Source organism: Pseudomonas sp. USTB-Z, from assembly GCF_019691255.1.
In the GTDB taxonomy this organism is placed as follows: Bacteria; Pseudomonadota; Gammaproteobacteria; order Pseudomonadales; family Pseudomonadaceae; genus Aquipseudomonas; species Aquipseudomonas alloputida.
The window spans coordinates 265,864-284,582 of record NZ_JAECZP010000002.1 but is presented as its reverse complement, the minus strand read 5'-3'; the positions used below and the strand labels follow the sequence as shown (position 1 = coordinate 284,582).

Sequence of the window (18,719 nt, the reverse complement as noted above, 5' to 3'; positions counted from 1 at the left end):
CTATTAATGCCCACTGATGGTCTAACGGGCAAAGCCCGGATAGAGTCAGTGGTAATTAGAGGTTCACAAAGGCGAGGTATGCGATGTCCCGCATGATCCGTTTCCACAAGTTCGGTGCTGCCGACGTGCTCCGTTGCGAAGAGCAGGCCGAACCGTCACCCGCTGCCGACGAGGTGCAGATCCGCGTCGAAGCGGTTGGCGTCAGCTGGTATGACGTGCTTTGGCGCCAGAATCTGGCACCGTCCCAGGCGCGTCTGCCAGCGGGGATCGGTCACGAAATGGCCGGGGTGGTGACTGCGGTCGGTGAAGGGGTCGATGACATTGCCGTCGGTGATCGGGTCGCCAGCTTCCCGGCCACCAGTGCCAACGACCACCCGGTGTACGGCGATGTCATCGTACTGCCCCGTACAGCCATCACGCGCTACCCGAATGTGCTCACCCCGATCGAGGCCAGCGTGCACTACACCCCGCTGCTGATCGCCTACTTCGCCTACGTCGACCTGGCACGGGCCAAGGCCGGGCAGACAGCACTGGTCACCGATGCCAGCCATTGCGCCGGGCCTGCCTTCGTGCAGCTGGGCAGGGCCCTGGGGCTGAAAGTGTTCGCCGCTACCAAGGAAGCGGCGCAGCGTGACTACCTGCTGGGCTTGGGCGCAGACAAAGTGATCGTCACCGAAGAGCAAGACCTGCTGCTGCAGATTGGCAAGTACACCGATGGCCGTGGTGTGGACATGGTGCTCGACGGCATGGGCGGCCCGCAGATGTCGCTGTTGGGTGATGTGCTGGCGCCGCGTGGCAGCCTGGTGCTGTACGGTCTGCAAGGCGGCAACCAGACGCCGTTCCCGGCCTGCGCGGCATTCCAGAAGAACATTCAGTTCTATGTGCACTGCATCGGTAATTTCACCGGCAAGCCAGAGCTTGGCATCAGCCAGGACCAGGTGGCACTGCAGCGTGCCTTGCGCGATATCAACCAGTTCACCGCCGATCAGCTGCTGACTCCGCAGATCATCAAGGTGTACCCGTTCGAGCAGGTGGTCGAGGCGCATCGCTACATGGACCAATGCCCGTGCGGCGGGCGCGTCGTGCTGGACATGGCGCAACACTGACGGTGGATGACGCAAGCAGAAAACCCGGGCAATGTCCCGGGTTTTTTATGCGCGGGGTAAAGTGTTTCAACACTTAAAGTAGGACTGTTCCTACAATAAACCCAGATATGGACTACATATAAGTCTGTAGCTTTCGGGCTGTCAGAAATATCCCGCCAAATAATCAGTCTTGAACGCTTTTGCCTTGCGAGTCACTGTGAACTGACACGGATGCTGAATGGTTTTTTTACCCTGAACTGTATCTTCAATTCATGCTGCCTCCCTCTCGATAATGGCCCAATGATAGTTTGTGCAAGGAACGTGGGATGAGCATGGCTATGCCTGATATAGAGCAGCATGTGACAGCGACAGGCCATCGCAGGGGTGGTTTCTTCTCGATGGCTTGGCGACAGTGAAGGGTTACGTCATTACTTTCATTTTGTTGTAAGAAATTTCTTCTAGGTAAGTTCGGCGCATGTTCACGTTCAAATGTTGGGTACCGCATGCGCTGGCTGCATGAAGTTGATGAGGTGATTGCGTGACTGCTATTCACGACCAGGCGATGCATTATATCTACCAGCAAGTACTCGAGCGCTTGTTGAACCACATGTCCCAGGCCCAGCGCGCTTCCTTGCAGTTGCTGATACAACGCCTGTTGGTCGCTGCAGGCGGGCCCGAGTACATCGGTACTTTCAGCTTGCAGGTATTGCAAGGGAGCGACCGCCATAGCGGCCGGCTGCTGGCCATGTTGCGTGCCGCGCAACTGAGCATTGCCCTGCGTTCGCCGGTAACCTTCCAGCTGCGGGTATTGGTAGTCAGCCTGCCGGTTGCCGATAGCGCCACGCTGGAAGCTCACGAGCGCAGTTTTAGCGCGTTGTTCATGCAGGATGACCCGCGGGTGCAATTGCAGATGATCGAGGGGCGCGCAGTGGTGCCGTTCAGTCGTCGGCTCTCGGTAATGCCTGAGCGCTGGCTGCTGGCGAGGGACGCGATGTTGATGTTCGGCCACATGATCGATGCCAGGCCTGAAGCCCTGCTGGGCTGCCGCCTGCACCTGGAGCTGGCCGGGGCCGTGGGTCAGGCGCTGCAGGCAGCGGTGCCTCCCGATGCGTTGGTCACCGCCATGCCCGGGCTGCAGCGGCGCCGATACCTGGCGTGGGCCCGGCGTAGCCTGCGCCTGGCCGGCGTGCGTGGCTCGCATGCAGTGCACCAGTGCCTGGCGGCGCTGGCCCAAGGGCTGAGCCGATTGCACGGTGCTGTTGGGGGCGCACCGGGTGGTCAGCACGAGCCGGTTCCAGGCGCCGTACCGGAGCGCGCGCCGGTGCGGCTGATTGCTATTGATGACCTGTTGCCGCACTTGCTTGAAGAGCCGCAGCTTGACGCGATGCTGGGTTGTCACTTCGAGACGGCTGCGGATGCTTTGCCGCTGTCCGAATTCGTTGACTCGCTAGCCACGGCCCAGCTGCATGAACTGCGCGCCCGCAGTCTGGAGCCGCTGGCCGGGCGCCCAGCGCTGAGGCTGGCAGGGCAGGCGGGCGGCAGCAAGCAGCGTGACGCCGCGTCGTTGCTATTGGGCAAAGCCTACGGCATCAATCAGGCCCAACTGGTGTGCCTGCTGTTCAGCCCGTTTGCCAGGCAGGGGAAAAACCTCGAGCGGTTCTTGCAGTGTCGGCACGCCGACATGGTGGTGGCGTTGCCGTACCTGCACAGGGCCTTGCAAGGCAAACCCTGCCCCGATGCAGTCAAAGCCTGGCTGGTGAATACCAGTGGCTTGCCGTTGGGGCAACTGCGGCAAATTTATGATGGGCAGTTGCCGCTGGCGGGATGGCGCCTGCTTAACAACCTGGCCCGCCGCGATGTACACCTGAGGCTGCTGCCGCAGCTGGCGTTGGGGCGGCGGCGTGGTGTTGCGGGGCTGCCTTGATGGGGCGAGCGGCCCCAGGCGAGTTCGCGTATCGCAAGGTGTATCGCTACCTGGAAGCGTTGATCGAACAAGCTGCAGGCGTTGGCACATGCCGGTTGCCGTCATTGCGTGAGCTGTCCCGGCGGCTGCGGGTGTCGTTGGCCACGGTACAAAGTGCCTACAGCCTGCTGGAAGAGGAGGGCCGTGTACACTGCCTGCCGAGGTCGGGCTATTACGTACAGAGCGGTGGCAAAGATCAGGCCGTGGCCGTGGCCCGGCAGCCTCCCTTGCCGACGCAGCCACTGTTGGAGCGCATGCTGCTTGGTCACGAACGGCGTTTAGCCCGTCAGCGTGATCGCAGCGTTGCGTCCTGGGAAGCGCTGGGTAGCGCCCGTTTGCGCAATGCTGTGGCTGAGCGATACACCCGCTGCTCCAACCAGTACTGGCATGCCGATGATGTCCAGCTAGCTCCCGATGTGCTGGCGGTGCTGGAGACGCTGCTTGCGGCGCTGGCCCTGCAAGGTGGTACCGCATTGGTGCATTCGCCTTGTTGCTGGCAAGTGTTGCGCGCCCTGGCGCGTGCCGGCATGCGCGTGCTGGAAACACCACTGGATGCCCGTGGCAACCCCGAGCTGCACGCGTTGGCCAAGCTGCTGGGTAGCGAGCCGGTAAGCCTGCTGGTCATGCCGTCTTGCCTGGGCATGCCACAAGGTCGGCTGGTTTCACCGTATTACCAGCAGCAGCTTGGTCTTTTGCTTGGCCAGCACCCTGTATGGCTGCTGGAAAACGACCTGGACAGCGAGCTCTGTTACGACGGGCCGCCGAGCACACGCCTGCGTGACTGGATCGACCCGCGCTGGCTTCTGGTGATGGGCACGTTCGAGGCCGCAGTGGGGGCAGAGGCGCCGTATGCCTATTTACTGAGCCGTGACACCGTGTTGGCCAAGGCATTCGCTGAACGGGCGTTTCGGCTTGCGCCGCTACGTTTGCAGGCGCTTGCTCACATGCTCGGCAAGGGGGAAATCGAAACGCAGCTGGTACAGCAACGCACAGACTTGCAAAGGCGTACGCAATACCTGGCGCATGTACTGCAGTCGCAATTCGGTCAACGGGTGGTCTTCGACATGCCGCAAGGTGGGCAAATGCTGTGGGTGAGCTTTTGCCAGCCGCTGGCGTGGGACGGTATTGCCGCAGCGTTGGCAGGCTCTGCATTGCACGCACTACCGGGCGAGCAGTTCGGCCTGCCGGGGCATTACCCTCAACACCTTGCGCTGATCTGGCTGGGGGGGCGCCCGGATGAACTGCAACTGGCGGTAAGGCGACTGGCGCAGGCGCTTGAGGTGCGCTGCGGGCGAAACACCCGCTTCTCAAGTTGAAATCAAGACGCTTGCAGGCGCCGCCAAGTGCTGCGAGAGGGCCGACAAGTGAAATGACGGCCTGAAGATCTCAAGGCTCACTCGCAGCACAAAAGCCACCTGCAGGGGGCGTAAATTGAGTACGCCTCAGGGTTGCTCTTGCCCTTGACGCAAACGGGTACTGACCAGCGCCGCACATACCAGCAACGCTGCAATGATCCACAACCCGTTGCGGGTGCTGCCGGTGGTCTGCTCGATCAGGCCCATCACCGACGGCCCGACGAAGCCGCCAAACAGACCGCAAGTGGTGACGAAGGCCAGGCCCGCCGCCAACGCGCTGCCGCTCAGTCGGCTGGAGGGGAAGACGAAGATGATCGACTGCACCACGAACAGCATCAGCGCGGTCAGGGAAAACCCGATCAGGCCGATGAACGAGTTGGCCAGCGATGCCAGCAGCAATCCGGCCGCCATGGTCAGCAGGCCAAAGAACAGCAGGGTGCGGCAGCGGCGCGGCGAGGTGGCCAGGCGTGGGAAGGTCGCTGCACCCATGGCTGCTGCAATCCACGGCACCGCTGTCAACAGGCCGACCTGGAAGGGCGAAAGCGCAGCGTAGGTGCCGATAATGCCCGGCAGGAAGAAAATCACCGTGTAGATGGTGATCTGGTGCACGAAGTAGACCACGATCGCCAGCCAGATCTGCCGGTCGCGGAACATCTGCCCCAGCTTGCTCTGCTGCGGTGCGGCCGCCTGCTCTGCGGCCAGGCGGCGCTCGATGTCCTGGGCGTCGGCAGCCGTCAGCCAAGGTGCCGAGGCTGGACCGTCCGGCAGCTTCTTCCACACCACATAGGCCAGGGCTACGGCGGGCAGGCCTTCGAGCACGAACAGCCATTGCCAGCCATGCCAGCCCAGTACACCGTCCAGCTCCAGCAGGGCACCGCCCAGCGGGCCGCTAAGGATGTTGGCCAGGCACACACCCAGCAGGAAGTACCCCGTGGCACGGGCGCGTTGTTCGCGGTCGAACCAGTAGGTCAGGTACAGCATTACCCCGGGGAACAGGCCAGCTTCGGCGACCCCCAGCAGCAGGCGCATGATGTAGAACGAGGTTTCACCCTGAACGAAGGCCATGCCTGCCGAGAGCAAACCCCAGGTAATCATGATACGGGTGATCCAGAAGCGCGCGCCCACCCGGTGCATGATCAGGTTGCTGGGCACTTCGGCCAAGGCATAGGTGAGGAAGAACAAGCCCGCGCCCAGGCCATAGGCGGCTGCCGAAAGGCCCAGGTCGATGCCCATGCTGGCTTTCGCCAGGGCGATGTTGGTGCGGTCAAGAAAGCTCATCACGTAGACGACGATGAGCAGTGGCATCAATTTGCGTAGCAGCAGGCCGTTCAAGCGCTGCTCATGGGGGGTGGCTGGGGCGCAAGCCGCTGCGCGGGTGAGGGTTGTCATTGTTTTTTTCCCCGTGAAAAGTGCTGGTGGTGTGCCGCGCAGCAGCGGCACACTCAGGTCTGTGGGTCAGGAACGGTTGATGTCGAGCCACACTGCGCCGTTGGGGTACTGATAACGTTCCAGGGTCTCAGCGTGCATCTCGATGCTGTAGCCAGGGCGTTGTGGCGGCATGTAGCGCCCGCGATGGATCACCACCGGGTCGATGAAGTGCTCGTGCAGGTGGTCGACATACTCCAGCACCCGGTTGTGCAGCGAGGCAGACACCGCGATGTAGTCGAAAAGCGCGATGTTCTGCACATACTCGCACAGCCCGACGCCACCGCCGTGCGGGCAGACCGGCACGTCGTACTTGGCGGCCATCAGCAGTACGATCAGGACCTCGTTAAGGCCGCCCAGGCGGGCTGCGTCCAGCTGGCAGAAGTCCAGTGCACCGGCCTGGAACATCTGCTTGAACATCACCCGGTTGTGGCAGTGCTCACCGGTGGCGACACCGATTGGCGCAATGCGCTGGCGAATGGTGGCGTGGCCGAGAATGTCATCGGGGCTGGTCGGTTCTTCGATCCAAAGCGGTTCGAAGGCGGCCAGGCGGCGCATGTTGGCCACCGACTCTTCGACGCCCCACACTTGGTTGGCATCCATCATCAGGGTGCGTTCCCAGCCTATTTCGTCGCGCAGGATGCTGGCGCGGCGGATGTCTTCTTCCAGGTCGGCCCCGATCTTCTGTTTGATGTGGGTCCAGCCGTCTGCCACGGCCTCGCGGGCCAGTTTGCGCATTTTCTCTTCGCTGTAGCCCAGCCAGCCCGGGGCAGTGGTGTACCCGGGGTAGCCTTCACGCAGCATGTGTGCCTCGCGCTGGGCTTTGCCCGGCGCCTGGCGGCGCAGCAGGGCGATGGCCTCTTCGGGGGTGAGCACGTCGGTGACGTAGCTGAAGTCCAGGCAGCGCACCAGCTGCTCTGGCGTCATGTCGGCCAGCAGTTTCCACACGGGCTTGCCCTCGTGCTTGGCCCACAGGTCCCACACCGCGTTGATGATGGCGGCGGTGGCCAGGTGGATCACGCCCTTTTCCGGGCCCAGCCAGCGCAACTGGCTGTCGCTGACGGTAAAGCGATGCCAGAAAGCGCCCATGTCGGCGCTGATTTCTTCGAGCGTAAGGCCGACGATCAAGGGGGCCAGCGACTGCACCGCTGCCGCGCATATCTCGTTGCCACGGCCAATGGTGAATGTCAGGCCGTGGCCTTCGAGGGCTGCAGCGTCGGTGTGCAGCACCACGTAGGCCGCCGAATAGTCGGGGGCACTGTTCATGGCGTCGGAGCCATCCAGCGACAGCGAAGTGGGGAAACGGATATCGCGAACGCTCAGGTGGGTAATGCGTATGCTCATGGTCGACTCTTGTTCTGTTCAGGCACAGGGAGAGCTGACTGTAGGTTGTCGAGCGATACAGGCATAATCGCCAAATCTTAATCAGTGATACCGGATTCGATATGTCTCGCTTGCCACCTGACAAGGCCCAGGCGCCTGCCGGCCTCGGTGCCTTGAAGATTTCCAGCCGTCAGATCACGTTGCTCAATGCCCTGGGCGAATTCGGCAACCTGCGCCGCGCCGCCGCCGCGATGCACACCACGCAACCGGCCGCCAGCCTGTTGCTACAGCAGCTTGAGGAGCGCCTGGGGGTACGTTTGTTCGAGCGCCTGCCCCGGGGGATGCAAGCGACGCTGTATGGCGAGGTGATGATTCGCTATGCGCAAAACGCATTGCATGAGTTCGATCATGCCCAGGCGCAAATCGCCGAACTGGCGCGCGGGGCGTTGGGCCTGGTGCGGGTGGGCAGCGTCATGGGCCCGGTACCGGGCGTGCTGACCAAGGCGGTGCTGGCCTACAAGCGCGACCAGCCCAAGGTGCGTATCTCGCTGGAAGTGGGCACCAGCGACACCTTGCTGCCGGCCTTGCTACGCGGTGATTTCGATATGGTAGTGGGGCGCCTGCCGGATCAGAGCGACAGCCAGGAACTGAATATCGAGCTGTTCGACGGCGGTGAGCAGATGCGCGTAATTGCTCGCGCAGGTCATCCCTTGGCGACAGCCACAGGGCTGCAGCTTGCCGACCTGGTGAGCTTGACGTGGATCTTGCACCCCATCGGCAGCCCGATGCGCCGTCGCGTCGAAAGCGCATTGCAGGCCGGTGGCATGGTGCAGTCGCTGGATATCGTCGAAACCGCTTCGATCCTGGCGACCACTGCCATGCTCGAAGCGTCCGAAATGATTGCGGTGGTGCCCAATGACGTGGCCCAGCATTATGCCCGCTATGGCATGGTCGCCATCCTGCCGGTGGAGTTGCCACTGGCGATGGCCAACCTCGGCGTGCTGACCCTGCGCTCGCGGCCCAACTCGGTTGCCCTTGATACCTTGCTGCGCTACCTGCGGGCACAATAACTTTCACCTGCATGAGGCCCTGCGTCTATGCCGCCGGACATGACCCATTCCAGCTTTTGCAACTGGATCCGCTACAAGCACCTGGTGTTGATCGACACGCTGGCGCGCACGCGCAACATGCACGCCACTGCCACGCGCATGAACCTCAGCCAGCCGGCGCTCAGCAAAATGCTGCGTGACCTTGAGGAGCAGTTCGGCTTTGCCCTGTTCGAGCGCCTGCCTCGCAGCATGCCCCCCACCGAGCTGGGTGAATACGTGGTGCGGTACGCCCAGGGTGCCCTGGCCGAGTCGCAACAGTTCGTCGACCAGGTCAACCGCCTGCGCAACGGCGGGCACGGTTTCATCCGCGTTGGCGGGATCTTTGCCGCGACCGCATTGGTATTGCCGCAGGCCATCGCCGCCATCAAGGCGCGAAGCCCGTTACTGTCGATTGAAGTGGTGGAGCATTCCAGCGATCACCTGCTGACCATGCTCGAGCAGAACAAGCTGGACATCATGATTGGCCGCTTCACCGAGGAACGCTTCGGTCAGCTGTTCGACTTCCAGCCGCTGGAGCCTGAACCCTTCAGCCTGGTGGTGAACAGCGAGCACCCGCTCAACCGGCTCGACAACACACCGCTTGAGGCGCTAGGCGATTGGCCGTGGGTGCTGTACCCGGTGGGTACGCCGATCCGCAACCGCCTGGAGCAGGCGTTCCGAGTGGCCGGAATCGCCACGCCTGCCGACTGCGTGGAGACCATCTCCATGCCCATGTTCCTGCAGTTGCTGCAATCGGCACCGATGATTGCCATGCTGCCGCGCTCGATGGTGGCCGCGCAGTTGGCCAGTGGGCAGTTCAAGGAGCTGCGCAGCCCTTTGCAGGTGGCCGCGCTGGAGTATGGTGTGGTTACCCGCAAGGATGAACCGCTGAGCGCCTCCGCCAGGGCGTTTGTCGAGATTCTGCTGGAGGGCGCGCAGCGACGGCGGCAATCTCCGGCAGATGCTGCGTTCCACCCCTAGCCGATTGAAGATCACGCACCCAAATACCCTTGCGATAACTCCAGGTTATCGCACGATCGGATCATCTCATTGGGAATGCGGCACCAGGCTTCTTACAGTGGCGACAGCCATAACAAGAAGTCAGCCGCTCCGCCCTGAGAGGTCCCATGCAACTGATTGCCAAATCCGGTGACCCCGCGGTCATCCGCCTCAACCCTTTGGACAACGTCGTCATCGCCCGCCAGGCCCTGCTGCCAGGCGTGCGCCTGGATGCCGAGGCGATTACCGTGCGCCAGCCCATCCCTTCAGGCCACAAGCTCGCCACCGAGCCTGTGGCGCAAGGCCAGCCGTTGCGCCGTTACGGGCAGATCATCGGGTTTGCGTCCCAGGCGATCGACGCTGGCGACCATGTGCACGTGCACAACGTGCAGATGGGCGATTTTGCCCGCGACTACGCGTTTGGTGTCGATACCCGCAGCCTGCCAGGCAGCGCCGCGCAGTTCCAGGGCATCGTGCGCGCCGATGGCCGTGTCGCCACCCGCAACTACATCGGCATTCTCACCTCGGTGAACTGTTCGGCGACCGTGGCCCGGGCCGTGGCCGACCATTTCCGCCGTGACATTCACCCCGAGGTGCTGGCCGACTACCCGAATGTCGACGGTGTGGTCGCCCTGACCCACGGTGCCGGCTGCGCAGTGGACCCGAGCGGTGAAGCCTTGGGCCTGCTGCGCCGTACTCTGGCCGGGTACGCCGTCCACCCCAACTTCGCTGCCGTGCTGATCATCGGCCTGGGCTGCGAAACCAACCAGATCGAAACCCTGCTGGAAACCCATGGCCTGCAGGCGAGTGCACAACTGCGCGCCTTTACCATCCAAGGGATCGGGGGCACCTCGAAAACCATCGCTGCGGGTATCGCCCAGGTCAAGGCGCTGTTGGCCGAGGCCAATCGGGTACGGCGTCAGCCGGTCAGTGCCCGCCACCTGGTGGTTGGCCTGCAGTGCGGCGGCTCAGATGGCTATTCGGGGATCACCGCCAACCCGGCACTGGGCAATGCCGTTGACCGCCTGGTGGCCGCCGGTGGTACCGCCATTCTCTCCGAAACCCCGGAAATCTATGGTGCCGAGCACTTGCTCACGCGCCGCGCGGTAAGCCGTGAGGTGGGGGAGAAGCTGGTGGCGCGCATTCGCTGGTGGGAAGACTACTGCCAGCGTATGAACGCCGAATTGAACAACAACCCCTCGGCCGGCAACAAGGCAGGGGGGCTGACCACTATCCTCGAGAAATCCCTGGGCGCAGTGGCCAAGGCAGGTTCCAGCAACCTGGTCGATGTGTATCAGTACGCGCAAGCCGTACGTGCCCAGGGCCTGGTGTTCATGGACACCCCCGGCTACGACCCGGTCTCGGCCACCGGTCAGGTGGCCGGCGGGGCCAACCTGATCGCCTTCACCACCGGCCGCGGCTCGGCCTACGGCTGTGCCCCGGCGCCATCGATCAAGCTGGCAACCAACAACCGGGTGTTCGAGCACCAGCAAGAGGACATGGACGTCAATTGCGGCGGCATCGTCGATGGCTCCACCAGCATCGAAGAGCGCGGCGCATTCATCTTCGAGCAAATGCTGCGCATTGCCTCCGGGGAACGCAGCAAGAGCGAACAGCACGGCTACGGGCAAAACGAGTTCGTCCCGTGGCAGATCGGCGCCGTGACCTGATTGATCGCTCCCGTCCCATTTGCGAGGCAACTGCAATGATTCAAACCACACGGTACAACGTGCAAACGCTTACCACGTTTGTCGAGCAACTGTTCATGAAAGCCGGAGCCGACGTGGAGGTCGCCCAGGTGGTGACCCGGGTGCTGCTCGAAGGCGAACTGCTCGGCCACCGTACCCATGGCCTCAACCTGGTCAGCCGCTACATCGACGGCGTGCTCAGCGGGCAGGTCAAGGCCCGCGCGCAGGCGCTGGAACAGGTCGCCGACAGTGGTGTTTCCAGCCTGTTCGACGGCCACTACGTGTTGGGGCCCTATTGCGTCAGCCGGGCACTGGATTGCGCGGCCGCGGGCGCGACCAAGCAGGGCATCGGTATTGCGGTAGTACGCCGCGCTGCCCATATCGGCTGCCTGGCCGCCTACCTCAAGCCATACACCGACCAAGGGTTGCTGGCCATCGTCTACTCGTCGGATCCGTCGGTGGGGTTGGTCTGTGCTCATGGTGGCATCGACCCGGTGTACACCCCCAACCCGATTGCTGCCGGTATCCCGACCCAGGGTGAGCCGATCCTGCTGGACGTCAGCATGTCCACCGTTACCCTCGGCCTGGTCGGCCAATGCCGCGATGCCGGCCGACGTCTGCCGCACCCGGTGCTGGTGAGCAATGACGGGCAGCTCAGCGATGACCCGGGCGATTTCTTTACCCGCCCGCAAGGCAGCATCCTGCCGCTCGGCGGCCAGGCCTTTGGCCATAAAGGGTTTGCCCTTGCGCTGTTGGTCGAAGCCCTCACCTCGGGGCTGGCCGGCCATGGGCGCAAGGATGCACCGGATCAGTGGGGCGCCTCGGCCACTGCGCTGGTGATTGACCCGCGCATGTTCGGCGGCCTGGAGGCGTTCCTCGACGAAACCAGCTTCCTGGGGGGATTGGTTCTGGCAAGCCGCCCGCTCGACCCCGAACGCCCGGTACGCCTGCCCGGGCAAGCAGGCCTTGCCCTGCGTCGCCAGGCCGTGGAACAGGGCGTGAGCCTTTCGCCGCAGTTGATAGCCGACCTTGAGCGTGTGGCTGGGCAGTTGCAACTGCCGGGACTTTTCCAATGATGCACAGCAAGGGAACACAGATGACTGATCGAACGAACGCCAATCAACCGCTGCCACTGAACCATGATGCCAGCGTTTTTGACAGCGGCAGCTGGGTAGGGCGCGTCTGGTTGCCGGAGCAGGGGCCGGCGGTGGTGCTGGTGAAAGCCGGCGCCGTCTACGACATCAGCACCCACGTGGCGACCGTCTCGGCGCTGCTGGAAGTGGACGATCCGGTGGCCTACCTGCGTGCCTTGCCGCTGGCCGAACCCTTGATTGCGCTGCCGGCATTGCTGGGCAACAGCGATCCCACACGGCGCACCCCGCACCAGCCGTGGCTGCTGGCGCCGATCGACCTGCAAGCGGTGAAGGCTGCTGGTGTGACCTTCGCCACCAGCCTGCTGGAGCGTGTGGTAGAAGAACAAGCCAAGGGCGACCCGGCCAAGGCCGACGCCATCCGTGACACCCTGGCCAGCCGCATTGGCGCCGACCTGTCGCAGATTGTGCCCGGCTCGGCTCAGGCCGAAGCGCTGCGCAAGGTGCTGGTAGAGCAGGGCCTGTGGTCGCAGTACCTGGAGGTGGGTATAGGCCCGGATGCCGAAGTGTTCACCAAGGCCCAACCGCTGTCCGCGGTTGGCCACGGCGCCGACATCGGCATCCACCCCAAGTCCAGCTGGAACAACCCAGAACCGGAAGTGGTGCTGGCCGTGTCGAGCAATGGCAGCATCAAGGGCGCCATGCTCGGCAACGACGTCAACCTGCGTGACTTCGAAGGGCGTAGCGCGTTGCTGCTGTCCAAGGCCAAGGACAACAACGCCTCCACTGCACTGGGCCCGCTGCTGCGGTTGTTTGACGAAAGCTTCGGCCTGGACGATGTGCGTGCTGCCGAGGTGGACCTGCGGGTGGAAGGCGAGGACGGCTTTATCCTCTCCGGGCGCAGTTCCATGCGCCAGATCAGCCGTGACCCGCAAGACCTGGTGCAGCAAACCCTCAACGAAAACCACCAGTACCCTGACGGCCTGGTGCTGTTCCTCGGTACCCTGTTCGCCCCCAAGCAGGACCGCGATCAGCCGGGTAACGGCTTTACCCACAAACCGGGTGACGTGGTGAGCATCAGCAACCCGCAACTGGGTACCCTGTGCAACCGCGTGACCACCAGCGATCTGGCACCGCAGTGGGACTTCGGCCTGCGCGCGTTGATCGACAACCTCGGCCGGCGTGGCCTGCTGGAGGTCGCGGCCACCGCCCGCCCGCTTTGAACGGCTCGCTGCGTCAGGGAGGGGCGCAGCATCATCGAGGGATCGTCAAGGCGCTGACAGCGCGGCAACAATAATAATAAAGGTCATCACATGAACCCAATGAAGAAGTACCAGCGCATTACCGTCGTGTTCCTGCTGCTGATCGGCATCGTCAACTACCTGGACCGTAGTGCGCTGTCGATCGCCAACACCTCCATCCAGAAAGACATGATGATCAGCCCGTCGCAGATGGGCATCCTGTTGTCGGCGTTTTCCATTGCCTATGCCTTTGCCCAGTTGCCAATGGGCATGATCATCGACCGCCTGGGCAGCAAGATCGCCCTCGGCGCTTCGTTGCTGGGCTGGTCGGTTGCCCAGGCGGCGTTTGGCATGGTCAACAGTTTTGCCGGTTTCATGGGCCTGCGGGTGTTGCTGGGGATTGGCGAGGCGCCGATGTTTCCATCGGCGGCCAAAGCATTGTCGGAGTGGTTCGACGCCAACGAGCGCGGCACCCCGACCGGTGTGGTCTGGTCGTCGACCTGTCTTGGCCCCTGCCTGGCGCCGCCGTTGCTGACGCTGTTCATGGTCAACTTTGGCTGGCGCGGCATGTTCATCATTACCGGCGTGATCGGCGTGGTACTGGCGCTGTGCTGGCTGACCTTCTACAAGAGCAAGGCCCGTTTTCTGGCAGAGCTTGCCGCCGAAGGCAAACCGCTGCCGAGTGAGCGCCAGGCTGCGGCCGCCACGGTAACCGCGCCGAAGGCTTCGTACTTTGCCGGCTGGCTTGATCTGTTCAAGCACCGCAGTACCTGGGGCGCGGTGTTGGGTTTCATGGGGGTGATCTACATGCTCTGGCTGCACCTGACCTGGCTGCCGGGCTACTTCGAGCGCGAGCATGGCCTGGACCTGTACAAGACCGCCTGGGTGGTGTCGCTGGCGTATGGCTTCGGTGCGGCGGGTACCATCATTGCCGGGCGCTTCTGTGACTGGCTGGTAAGGCGTGGCATGAGCGTGCTGGGCAGCCGCAAGTTCAGTGTCATCACTGGCCTGGTGCTGGCAGCGCTGTTCACCTTGCCACTGTCGTTCGTCACCGGCCTAACGGGGTGCATCATGCTGCTTTGCCTGGCGCTGTTCAGCATCAATATGGCCAGTGCCACCGCTTGGATGATCGTCAACACCATTGTCGACAGCCAGCGCGTGGCCTCGTTTGGCTCGATCCAGAACTTCGGCGGTTACATCGCAGGCTCGGTGGCACCGATCGTGACGGGCTTCAGCATCCAGTACTCGGGCTCGTTCACCACAGCGTTCATGATCAGCGCGGTGGTGGCGCTGTGCTCGGCGGTGGCGTATTTCCTGCTGCTTCAGGCGCCCATTGGCAGTGCCAGGGTCGAGGCGGGCGGGATGGCTGGCGCAACTGAACAGGCGTGAACGCTACGGGGGCTGCAGTGCAGCCCCTGAACCCTTGGTTGATTGTGACGCGACCCGCGGCGCTTGTCATGGAGGGGTATCTGTATGTATAAACAGTGCCTGTTGCCGCTACCTGACTTCCGCCCGTGATCGCCCATTCCGTCGACGACCCGTTCTACTACCTGCATAACTTCCGCCAGGTCGTGCTGTGGGTCGAACAGCGCTACCAGGACCTGCTCGATGACCAGGAACTGGCCTTCATCCGTGCCTTCAGTCAACTGCAAGCGCCAGCCCAGGCCTTGATGGTGCGCATGGTGATGCGCAAAGGCGAGTTGTTTCGCAGCGATCGGCTCGACTACGCCGAAATCGGCGATACTGCACTGGCGCTGCAGCCGTTGCTGGCCCTCGGCTGGGTACGGGAGCCCGAGCAACTGGACCTTGAACAGCTGTTCGCGTTGCTGCGCAAGGAAGAACTGGCCCGCTGCTTCGCCCGGCAACTGAACCGCCCGCGCGCGGCCAAGCATGAGTTGTTGGCACAGCTGCAACCCCTGGCGCTGGCAGCCCGGTCACTGGTCGAGTGGTTTCCTGCCAGCGAGGTGCGCATCCTCCAGTGGTGCCTGCAACCTCTGTGCGACCGCATGCGCCTGCTGTTCTTCGGCAACCTGTACCAGGACTGGTCAGACTTCGTCCTTGCCGACCTGGGCTTGCTGCGTTACGAGCAGGTGCCGTTCAGCTCCGATTCGCGTGCCTTGCAGCAACGTGACGATGTCGACCTGGCCATGGCGCTGCACCAGTGCGCCGAGCGCCTGGAGCAGGGCGGCGACCCGCTGCCGATCCTTGCCACCCTGCAGGGTCTGCACAGCAGCAACCCCTGGCTGGCCCGGCGCCATGCACGACTGCAATTCGCCGTGGGCCAACAATGCGAACGCCTGGGTGAATGGGACCTGGCCACGACGGTGTATGCGCAATGCAACCATCCCCAGGCGCGCATTCGCCAGGTGAGGGTGCTGGAGCGCACCGAACAGTGGCACCAGGCCCATGCACTGGCGGTGCAACTGGCTGCGGCACCTGCCAACGCGCTGGAGGTGCAGGCGCTGCAGCGCATGCTGCCACGCCTGGCGCGCAAACTCGGCGGCCCGCCACAGCGGCGCCAGCGCACCACGCCGCTGGAACTGATCGAGCTCGAACTGCCCCGCGGGGACGCTGCACTGGGCGTTGAAGAAGCCGTGCGTCAGCACCTGATGCAAGAGGGGGGGCAGGCGCATTACGTGGAAAACACGCTGTTCAACAGCCTGTTTGGCCTGTTGTGCTGGGAGGCCATCTTCGCCCCGGTGCCCGGCGCATTCTTCAACCCGTTCCAGGCCGCGCCACAGGACCTGCACGACAGCGACTTCCAGCAACGGCGCAGTGCACTGTTCGAACGCTGCCTCGGGAGGCTCGACGAGGGTAGCCATCGCCAGGCGATTCTCGACTGCTACGTGGCCAAACAGGGGCTGCAGTCGCCGTTCGTGTTCTGGTCCATGCTCAGCGAGGAACTGCTGGAGCAGGCCTTGGCTTGCCTGCCGGCCGCGGCGCTCAAGCAATGTTTCCTGCGCCTGTTGCAGGACATTCGCAACAACCGTACCGGCATGCCCGACCTGATTCAGTTCTGGCCCGAGCAGGGCCGTTATCGCATGGTCGAGGTCAAGGGGCCCGGTGACCGCCTGCAGGACAATCAGCTGCGCTGGCTGGAGTTCTGCAGGCAGCACGGCCTTCCGGTCGCGGTGTGCCACGTGCGCTGGAGCGAAACGCCTTGAGCTACAGCGTAGCGGTGCGCGCCTTGTGTGAGTTCAGCGCCAAGGTCGGTGACCTGGACCTGCGCTTCACGCCATCGCCCACCGCCCAGGAGGGTATCGAAGGGCATCAGCGGGTGGTGGCGCGGCGGGCTGCTGGCTACGAGTCGGAAATCGCCCTTGAAGGCCGGTTCGAAACCCTCAGGGTGCGGGGCCGCGCCGATGGCTATGACCCTGGCAGCAATCGCCTGGAAGAGATCAAGACGCACCGTGGCGACCTGGCGCGTCAACCGGCCAATCACCGTCAGTTGCACTGGGCACAGGCCAAGGTTTATGGCTGGTTGATGTGCCAGGCACGACAACTGCCCGCCATCGAGGTGGCGCTGGTGTACCTCGACGTGGACAGCGACAGCCAGACGCTGTTCACGGAGCACTGTTCGGCTGCCGAGCTGCAGGCCTTCTTCGAAACCCAGTGCCAGCGCTTTCTGGGCTGGGCCCGATCGCAGCAACGACGCCTGGCCGACCGTGACCAAGGCCTGCTGGCGCTGAGTTTCCCCTACCCACAGTTCCGAAAGGGCCAGCGGCAGTTGGCTGAAACCTTATACAAAGCGGTGAGCACCGGCCGTTGCCTGATGGCCCAGGCCAGCACCGGCATTGGCAAAACCCTTGGTACCTTGTTCCCGCTGCTGAAGGCCATGGTGCCGCAGCAGCTGGACAAGCTGTTTTTTCTCACCGCCAAGACACCAGGCCGGGCACTCGCCCTGGATGCCCTGCGCCAGATCACCGAGGCCACGCCGCAACCTGCCCTGCGCACATTGGAGTTGATCGCCCGCGACAAAGCCTGTGAGTACCCGGACAAGGCCTGTCATGGTGAGTCCTGCCCATTGGCCGCAGGTTTCTACGACCGTTTGCCGGCTGCGCGCGAGGCTGCGGCAGCACTGCCGTTGCTCGACCGCGCCAACCTGCGTGAAGTGGCCTTGGCGCACCAGGTGTGCCCGTACTACCTGGGCCAGGAGATGGCGCGCTGGGCCGACGTGCTGGTCGCCGACTACAACTACTACTTCGATGCGCATGCTTTGCTGTTCGGCCTGACCCAGCTCAACCAGTGGCGAGTGGCAGTACTGGTGGACGAAGCGCATAACCTGGTCGAGCGTGGGCGCGGCATGTACAGCGCCACCCTTGACCAGGGCCAGCTGCTGGCGTTGCGCCAGAGCAAACCGCCTGGGCTGGTCAGTGCGCTGGACCGCCTGAACAGGCAGTGGAACGCCCTGTATAAAGAGCAGCGTGCGCCGTACCAGGCCAGCGAGTCGCTGCCCGAAGGCCTGCTGCGCGCCCTGCAGCAGTGCGTCGGGGTGATTCAGGAACAGATGAACCAGGCCCCCACGCACATCGACCCCCAGGTGTTGCAGTTCTACTATCAGGCCTTGCAGTTCTGCCGGGTTGCCGAGCTGTTCGACGAGCACTTTCTGTTCGACATCAGCCAGCGCCAGGGCCCGCGCAAGCGGCGGCTGGCCACGCTGTGCCTGCGCAATGTCACCCCGGCGCGGCTGCTGGCACCACGCATGCAGGCGGCGCGCAGTGTGACGCTGTTTTCCGCCACGTTGAGCCCACGGCACTTCTACAGCGACCTGCTGGGCATGCCAGCCGATACCGCTTGGCTGGACGTGGCCGCGCCGTTCCGTGCCGAACAGCTGGAGGTGCGCATTGCCAGCCAGGTGTCCACCCGTTACCAGCAGCGCCAAGCCTCCCTGGCGCCGATCGTTGACCTGATTGCCCGGCAGTATGAGCGCATGCCGGGTAACTACCTGGCGTTCTTCAGCAGCTTCGAATACCTGCAACAGGTGGCAGGGCTGTTGGCCGAGCAGCATGGGCAGATTCCGCTGTGGTCACAGGAGCCGGGCATGGACGAGGCGGCCCGCCAGGCATTTCTCGATCGCTTTGTCGCCGATGGCCGAGGTGTGGGCTTTGCCGTATTGGGCGGCGCTTTCGGCGAAGGGGTGGATTTGCCCGGCACGCGGCTGATTGGTGCGTTTGTCGCTACCCTGGGGCTGCCTCAGGTCAACCCGGTCAACGAGCAGTTCAAACAGCGCCTGGGGCGGCAATTTGGCGCGGGTTTCGATTACGCGTACCTCTACCCGGGCGTGCGCAAGGTGATCCAGGCGGCGGGCCGGGTTATTCGGGGTGACCAGGACCGTGGCGTACTGGTGCTGATTGACGAACGCTTCGCCGAGCCCCGGGTGCAGCAGATGTTTCCAGGGTGGTGGGCGGCGGCTATTGTCTAGCGGTCTTTCGCCTTTGGCGATCAGACGCAATCAGGAGGG

General features: G+C 63.5%; 13 protein-coding genes. 11 read left to right on the top strand and 2 right to left on the bottom strand.

Going from position 1 to position 18,719, the window contains the following annotated elements; translation table 11 throughout:
• Window positions 1–83: 83 nt before the first annotated feature.
• From I8746_RS03270 to I8746_RS03260, 3 genes are all read left to right on the top strand, one after another.
• Window positions 84–1,106 carry a zinc-dependent alcohol dehydrogenase family protein gene (locus I8746_RS03270; RefSeq protein WP_010953736.1) on the top strand — a complete coding sequence of 341 codons (1,023 nt, stop codon included), beginning with the start codon at window positions 84–86 and terminating at the stop codon, window positions 1,104–1,106.
• Window positions 1,107–1,623: 517 nt separating this feature from the next.
• Window positions 1,624–3,009 carry a hypothetical protein gene (locus I8746_RS03265; RefSeq protein ID WP_012052584.1) on the top strand — a complete coding sequence of 462 codons (1,386 nt, stop codon included), beginning with the start codon at window positions 1,624–1,626 and terminating at the stop codon, window positions 3,007–3,009.
• Window positions 3,009–4,364 (top strand): GntR family transcriptional regulator, encoded by a 1,356-nt coding sequence (locus tag I8746_RS03260; RefSeq protein ID WP_003253943.1) that lies wholly within the window; start codon window positions 3,009–3,011, stop codon window positions 4,362–4,364. Before I8746_RS03265 ends, I8746_RS03260 begins: the two co-directional genes overlap by 1 nt.
• Window positions 4,365–4,490: 126 nt before the next feature.
• Here I8746_RS03260 and I8746_RS03255 read toward each other — a convergent pair whose 3' ends face one another.
• Together I8746_RS03255 and I8746_RS03250 are read right to left on the bottom strand one after the other, a co-directional pair.
• Window positions 4,491–5,792, bottom strand: a complete 1,302-nt coding sequence (locus tag I8746_RS03255) for an MFS transporter (RefSeq protein WP_108078442.1) — start codon at window positions 5,790–5,792, stop codon at window positions 4,491–4,493.
• Between the two features lie 66 nt (window positions 5,793–5,858).
• On the bottom strand, window positions 5,859–7,172 hold the full coding sequence (locus tag I8746_RS03250; protein ID WP_003253941.1) for an L-fuconate dehydratase: 1,314 nt from the start codon (window positions 7,170–7,172) through the stop codon (window positions 5,859–5,861).
• Window positions 7,173–7,273: 101 nt separating this feature from the next.
• Between I8746_RS03250 and I8746_RS03245 the strand changes: the two genes are divergently transcribed.
• From I8746_RS03245 to I8746_RS03210, 8 genes are all read left to right on the top strand, one after another.
• Window positions 7,274–8,221, top strand: coding sequence for a LysR family transcriptional regulator (locus I8746_RS03245; RefSeq protein ID WP_003253940.1), 948 nt, complete (start codon window positions 7,274–7,276; stop codon window positions 8,219–8,221).
• Window positions 8,222–8,248: 27 nt separating this feature from the next.
• Window positions 8,249–9,220, top strand: a complete 972-nt coding sequence (locus I8746_RS03240) for a LysR family transcriptional regulator (RefSeq protein ID WP_012052583.1) — start codon at window positions 8,249–8,251, stop codon at window positions 9,218–9,220.
• A 146-nt stretch (window positions 9,221–9,366) separates the two neighbouring features.
• Window positions 9,367–10,908, top strand: a complete 1,542-nt coding sequence (locus I8746_RS03235; protein WP_012052582.1) for a UxaA family hydrolase — start codon at window positions 9,367–9,369, stop codon at window positions 10,906–10,908.
• Between the two features lie 35 nt (window positions 10,909–10,943).
• On the top strand, window positions 10,944–12,002 hold the full coding sequence (locus I8746_RS03230; RefSeq protein WP_012052581.1) for an Ldh family oxidoreductase: 1,059 nt from the start codon (window positions 10,944–10,946) through the stop codon (window positions 12,000–12,002).
• A 20-nt stretch (window positions 12,003–12,022) separates the two neighbouring features.
• Entirely contained in the window at window positions 12,023–13,240 is a 1,218-nt protein-coding gene (locus tag I8746_RS03225) for a fumarylacetoacetate hydrolase family protein (RefSeq protein WP_017147671.1), read from the top strand.
• A gap of 99 nt (window positions 13,241–13,339) precedes the next feature.
• Window positions 13,340–14,647, top strand: a complete 1,308-nt coding sequence (locus I8746_RS03220) for an MFS transporter (protein WP_049770730.1) — start codon at window positions 13,340–13,342, stop codon at window positions 14,645–14,647.
• A 125-nt stretch (window positions 14,648–14,772) separates the two neighbouring features.
• Window positions 14,773–16,422 (top strand): VRR-NUC domain-containing protein, encoded by a 1,650-nt coding sequence (locus I8746_RS03215; protein ID WP_221100143.1) that lies wholly within the window; start codon window positions 14,773–14,775, stop codon window positions 16,420–16,422.
• Window positions 16,419–18,680, top strand: a complete 2,262-nt coding sequence (locus I8746_RS03210) for an ATP-dependent DNA helicase (RefSeq protein WP_088512256.1) — start codon at window positions 16,419–16,421, stop codon at window positions 18,678–18,680. The genes I8746_RS03215 and I8746_RS03210 overlap by 4 nt, the downstream gene beginning before the upstream one ends.
• The last annotated feature ends 39 nt before the right edge of the window (window positions 18,681–18,719 follow it).